We start from the raw sequence: 5898 nt of genomic DNA, 5'->3' as shown, positions 1-5898 counted from the left end.
GGGGTGACGTGAGCGCGTTAAGGATCAGGGTGTTCACGTTGGCCGGAATGGCTGTTCAACTTCGCCGGAATACGCACACGGCGCAGCTCGTCACGCAAGTCCACGACGCCGCCCGTGGCAGGCCACTTCTTGGCTGCATAGTTGGCCAGCTTGGCGAGGGTCTTGGTGGGGCCGATCCCAACCCCTACCGTGAGGCCGGTCCACTGCCACACTCGCTGCCGGATCTGTTGCCCATAGGCCGTCAGGTCCCCGGCAAACGACTCCGACAGTGACAGGAATGCTTCATCGATGGAGTAGACCTCCAGCTCGGGGGCCATTGTCTCCAACGTGCTCATCACCCTGCCAGACATATCTCCATAGAGCGCGTAGTTGGAGCTGAATGCCACACCGCCATGCGCCTCGAACTGCTCGCGGATCTTGAAGTAGGGCCCGGCCATCTTGATACCCATCGCCTTGGCTTCGGGGCTGCGCGACACCACGCATCCATCGTTGTTGGAGAGCACAACGATCGGGCGGCCACGCAGCTCAGGGCGAAACAGCCGCTCACAGCTGGCGTAGAAGTTGTTTACATCAACGAGCGCTATAGCCATCACGCTGCCTCAGATTGCCAATCACATGGGTGACCACTCCGAACAACTCCAGGGAGAGGCTCATACAAGGGTCGATAGGCGCGAACGCCGGATTGGCTGGCAACAGCTGCAACCTCGGCTTGAGCTGCAAGGTCTTTACCGTGAAGCCGCCATCGAGTAGTGCAATCACCACATCACCATGGCGAGGGGTGAGGCTCTTATCGACCACCAGCAAGTCACCGGGAAAGATGCCGACCCCGGTCATGCTCTCCCCCTCGGCACGCAGATAGAAGGTTGCTGCAGGGTGCGACACGCAGTGGGTGTTAAGGTCCAACTTCCCTTCCAGATAGTCGCTGGCTGGGCTGGGAAAGCCGCAAGAGGCGCGGTGCAAGAACAGCGGGATGGTCACCTCGGCGGGTGATGGGTCTGGGGTTAACAGCTTCATGGTAATAACGCCTGTGTTTATATACAGGCATTATAGCGCGCCACCTTTGAACCAGCGCAAGTCCCGCATGCCACTGATGGCGTACCATGGCGCCAACAAATAACAAAGAGATCAGTATGAGTCACAATCTGTGTGCCCTACCGAAAGAGCAGCAAGAACGGGTCGAGGTCGAGAAGGCTGCCGCATATGCCGTATGGAAAGAGCGCAACGGTCACTTGGCCAGCGCAGAAAGCGAAGCAAGCCAGCATAAGGGTGAGCTGGGCAGCTACTTTCTTGAGCAAGTGGGTAAATACCAACGAGGTTAATTATCTCAAGCTGGACTGAACGCGCCTCAGTGGACGTCTTGCCATCACGCATCCGCCTGAAAACACGACATGTTAAAAACCTCAGTATCGAGGCTGAGCGGCTGGCCCGGTATAGTCAATCGAGTTCACGTCAGAGGAGAGATGCAATGAGTCACCAACCCGGCTTTTGGTTAGCGACACGCCAGTGGTCGCTGGCCGCACTGCTGCTGAGCCTAACGCCGCAAGTCGTGTTTGCAGCCGACTGCACCTATCGAAAAGATGCATTGGGCCATACCCGCTATCAATGTGACGATGGCAAGCAGGGCACCTTACGTGAGGATGCGCTTGGCAACATCAAAGACTCGGGAACCGGAACGACCTGGCGTAAGGACGCGCTCGGCAATCTTAAGAGGAGCGATGGCACTACCTATCGGCAAGACGCGCTGGGCAATATTCGCGGCAGCAATGCCAAAACCGGTGAACGGGTGACATGGCGTGAAGATGCACTTGGTCAGTTGCGTGCATCTGATGGCACCGTCTGTCGAACCAACGCGCTGGGGCAACTCAAATGCCGTGGCGAGAGCACACCGCCGGCCTTGCTGGAAGGCAAATGATGGCTTTTGCAGCAAACGATCTGCCTATCCGTCACTGATGTGATATCCACCATGGTTGCCACGGGGTCAAGTGGGTAAACTCGTTGGCAATCTCTGGCGTGCTCACCCGTATGGGTGCAAACAATCGCCTCTTTTCGTTTTCCATGCGCCCTTGGCGCAAACTGACTCTTATTGGAACCCTTTCCATGGCTATCAAGAAAAACGAACTCTACTCCTCCCTGTGGGCCAGTTGCGATGAACTGCGCGGTGGCATGGACGCCTCCCAGTACAAGGACTATGTGCTCACCCTGCTGTTTGTGAAGTACGTTTCCGACAAGGCCAAGGGTAACCCCTACGCCATGATTGAGGTGCCGCACGGGGCGAGTTTTAGTGACATGGTGGCGCTCAAGGGGACCGCGAATATCGGCGAGGCGATCAACCTCACCATCTCGGCGCTGGCCGAAGCTAATGATCTCAAGGGCGTCATCGACATCGCCGACTTCAACGATGAGGACAAGCTCGGCAAGGGCAAGGAGATGATCGACCGCCTGACCAAGCTGATTGGCATCTTCGAGGGGCTGGATCTCTCCGCCAACCGCACCGAGGGAGATGATCTGCTAGGTGATGCCTACGAATACCTGATGCGCCACTTCGCCACCGAATCAGGCAAGTCCAAGGGGCAGTTCTATACCCCGGCCGAGGTGTCGCGCATTCTGGCCAAGGTGATCGGCATCAGTCGCCAGACGCCGCAAGATGCCACCGTCTACGACCCCACCTGCGGCTCCGGCTCCTTGCTGCTCAAGGCCAGTGACGAGGCGGGACCCAAGGGGCTCACCATCTACGGTCAGGAGATGGATAACGCCACCAGCGCCCTGGCGCGCATGAACATGATCCTGCACGACAACCCGACCGCCAAGATCTGGAAGGGCAATACCCTGGCCGCTCCCCAGTGGAAGGAGGGCAACAACCAGCTCAAGAGCTTCGACTTTGCCGTGGCCAACCCGCCCTTCTCCAACAAGAACTGGACCAGCGGCCTGGATGCCGAGCACGATGAGTTTGGCCGCTTTGTCTGGGGCGTACCGCCGGAGAAAAATGGCGATTACGCCTTCTTGCTACACATCATCAAGAGCCTCAACAGCCGCGGCAAGGGGGCGGTGATCCTGCCCCACGGCGTGCTGTTTCGTGGTAATGCCGAGGCGCGCATCCGCGAGAATCTGCTCAAACAAGGCTTTATCAAGGGCATCATCGGCCTGCCTGCCAACCTCTTCTACGGCACCGGCATCCCGGCCTGCATCATAGTCCTCGACAAAGAGACGTCGCACCAGCGCGCCATCCAGGCCAACGGCTATACCAGCCAGCGCCTGTTTATGATCGATGCCAGTAAAGGCTTTATCAAAGATGGCAACAAGAACCGGCTGCGCGAGCAGGACATCCACAAGATTGTCGATACCTTTACCCGCGAGCAGGTAATTCCCCGTTACAGCCGCGCCGTGCCGCTCTCCGAGATCGCCGCCAACGACTACAACCTGAATATTCCGCGCTATATCGATGCCAGCGAGGCCGAGGATCTGCACGATCTGGCCGCCCACCTTAAAGGCGGCATTCCCAATCGGGACATCGACGCCCTGGGCGCTTACTGGCAGGTGTTCCCGACCCTGCGGGCCGATCTGTTTGCTCCGGCCCATGCGGGTTATAGCCATGGTCTGGTGGAGGCCGCCAAGGTCAAGGGCACCATACTGGCGCACCCCGAATTTATCCGTTTTGCCTCTGCTTCACTCGAACCCTTCTCGCGCTGGTTTACCGAGTGCCATCTGGCGGAGATAAAGCCGGGTGAATCGCCCAAGGCATTGATCGAGGAGATCAGCGAATCGCTGCTCGCCGCCTATGCGCCGCTGCCGCTGCTGGATAACTATGATATCTACCAGCTGCTGCTGGACTACTGGCACGCCGTGATGCAGGACGATGTGTATGTGCTCTCCCAGGATGGCTGGGCGGCGGGCAAGGTGCTGCGCGAGCTTAAGGTCGACAAGGGCGAAAAGCTTAAAGAAACGCCGGATCTGGTGCTGGGCAAGAGCAAGTACAAGGCCGAGCTGCTGCCACCGGCGCTGCTGGTGGCCCGTTTCTTTAGCGATGAGCAGGCCGACATCGACGCCCTGCAGGCCGCCGCGGATGAGGCAAGCCAAGCCTTGGAAAGCTATCTGGAAGAGCAGGGCGGCGAGGAGGGGCTGCTCAGTGACGCCGCCAACGACGCGGGCAAGATCAACGCCGCCAGCCTGAAGGCGCGGCTCAAGCAGGCCAGCGATGTCGAGGAAAAGGCGGCACTAAAAACCGCCATCAAGCTGTTCGAAGCCGAAAGCAGTGCCAAAAAGGCGGTAAAAGAAGCGCAAGAGGCGCTGGATCGGACGGTGGTGGCCCGTTACCCCAAGCTGACAGAGGGTGAGATCAAGCAACTGCTGGTGGAGGATAAGTGGCGCGCCAGCTTGCAGGCCGCCATCGAGGCGGAGATTGAGCGCATCACCCAGCAGCTGGCCAACCGCGTCAAGGAGTTGGAGGAGCGCTACAGCGCCACCTTGCCGCAACTGACTCAGCAGGTCGCCGCTCTGGAGGCCAAGGTCGCCGCGCATCTCAAAAGCATGGGGCTGGAGTGGGCATAATGGCAGAGCAGATGATGCAGGAGACAGCAGGCAAGGCGATCCCGGCAGGCTATCAGCAGACCGAAGTGGGGGTTATTCCGGAGGATTGGAGTGTATCCCCAATGTCATCATTAACGTGTTTGATGACCAATGGTTTTGTAGGGACAGCCAAAACGCATTATACAGAGGCCCATAATGGGGTTACATACATACAGGGTTATAATGTTGAAGAGAATGGCTTTAATTTTCATGGCATAAAAAAGGTTACTGAGGAATTCCATAGGAAAAATTCAAAGTCGTGCCTTAGGGCTGGCGATCTTTTAATGGTTCAAACTGGAGATGTCGGCCTTGTAACTGTTGTTCCTCCATGTTTGGAAGGAGCGAATTGTCACGCCTTAATAATAAATAGGTTTAAGCCTGAGTATGACTCGGCCTTTTTTTCCTATTTGTTTAACTCTCAGCAAGGGCGCATGCGGTTAAAAGAGTTAGAAACTGGAACAACAATGAAGCATATCAATGTCGGTGACTTGCTGAATTTTGTTGTACCGTTTCCTAGTAAAAAACAAGAACAAACCGCCATTGCCAATGTATTGTCGGATACCGATGCGCTGATAGGCTCACTGGAGCAGCTGATCGCCAAGAAGCAGGCCATCAAAAGCGCCGCCATGCAGCAGCTGCTCACCGGCCGCACCCGCCTGCCCGCCTTCGCCCTGCGCCCTGCGCCCCGATGGCACTCCAAAAGGCTATAAACCCAGCGAACTGGGAGAAATCCCGGAGGATTGGGAGGTGTGCGAGATGGGATCCTTAGGTTTTACCTATGGTGGTCTGACAGGGAAGTCAAAAAAAGATTTTGGCCACGGGAATGGTTTGTATGTTCCGTTCACTAATGTAATGGCTAACATTATTGTTGATATCGCCAAGCTTGAAAAAGTCCATGTTGCTGAAAATCAAAATGACGTAATTAATGGTGATTTGCTTTTTAATGGGTCATCAGAAACACCAGAAGAGGTTTGCTTTTGTTCTTTGGTTAATAATGATGTGTCTGGTTTATATCTAAATAGCTTTTGCTTTGGTTTTAGACGAAAGGATGGAGCGCAGTATATACCAATTTATTTATCATATTGGTTCAGGTCTTCGATTGGAAGAAAAGCTGTTTCGATAATGGCTCAGGGTTCTACCCGGTACAATATTTCCAAAAAGCAATTCCTCAAATTGTCGATCACTCTTCCATCAATAGAAGAACAAACCGCCATCGCCACTATTCTGTCCGATATGGATAACGAGCTGCAGGCGTTGACCAGGGCAAGATCGCGAACGTTTTTTAAGCAGGGCACGAGGATTTGACCGACCGAACAGGGTGTGATCTTATACTCT

General features: G+C 55.7%; 6 protein-coding genes and 1 pseudogene. 5 read left to right on the top strand and 2 right to left on the bottom strand.

What is annotated here, in order from left to right:
* Nucleotides 1-62 precede the first annotated feature (62 nt).
* Nucleotides 63-590 (bottom strand): annotated as a pseudogene (locus PG888_RS22225) (Y-family DNA polymerase); the annotation flags it as partial.
* Nucleotides 571-1014 (bottom strand): translesion error-prone DNA polymerase V autoproteolytic subunit, encoded by a 444-nt coding sequence (gene umuD / locus PG888_RS22220; protein WP_021138011.1) that lies wholly within the window; start codon nt 1012-1014, stop codon nt 571-573. The pseudogene PG888_RS22225 and the gene umuD, both read right to left, overlap by 20 nt.
* 116 nt (nt 1015-1130) lie before the next feature.
* Between umuD and PG888_RS22215 the strand changes: the two genes are divergently transcribed.
* From PG888_RS22215 to PG888_RS22195, 5 genes are all read left to right on the top strand, one after another.
* Nucleotides 1131-1319 (top strand): DUF3283 family protein, encoded by a 189-nt coding sequence (locus tag PG888_RS22215; protein ID WP_024941055.1) that lies wholly within the window; start codon nt 1131-1133, stop codon nt 1317-1319.
* A 146-nt stretch (nt 1320-1465) separates the two neighbouring features.
* The gene (locus tag PG888_RS22210) at nt 1466-1912 is read left to right on the top strand and encodes a hypothetical protein (RefSeq protein ID WP_043852095.1); all 447 of its coding nucleotides are present in this window, start codon (nt 1466-1468) and stop codon (nt 1910-1912) included.
* Between the two features lie 185 nt (nt 1913-2097).
* Complete coding sequence (locus tag PG888_RS22205; protein ID WP_259584247.1) at nt 2098-4545, top strand: type I restriction-modification system subunit M; 2448 nt, start codon at nt 2098-2100, stop codon at nt 4543-4545.
* Nucleotides 4545-5273: a restriction endonuclease subunit S gene (locus PG888_RS22200; RefSeq protein ID WP_270694405.1), complete on the top strand. Its 729-nt coding sequence runs from the start codon at nt 4545-4547 to the stop codon at nt 5271-5273. The genes PG888_RS22205 and PG888_RS22200 overlap by 1 nt, the downstream gene beginning before the upstream one ends.
* A complete protein-coding gene (locus PG888_RS22195; protein ID WP_333563463.1) occupies nt 5242-5868 on the top strand; it encodes a restriction endonuclease subunit S in 627 nt (208 codons plus the stop codon). Before PG888_RS22200 ends, PG888_RS22195 begins: the two co-directional genes overlap by 32 nt.
* Nucleotides 5869-5898 lie beyond the last annotated feature (30 nt).

The organism is Aeromonas sp. QDB23 (assembly GCF_027707745.1).
Lineage (GTDB): Bacteria > Pseudomonadota > Gammaproteobacteria > Enterobacterales > Aeromonadaceae > Aeromonas > Aeromonas allosaccharophila.
Note: the sequence above shows the minus strand (reverse complement) of the source record. Positions and strands in the feature narration are given on the sequence as shown.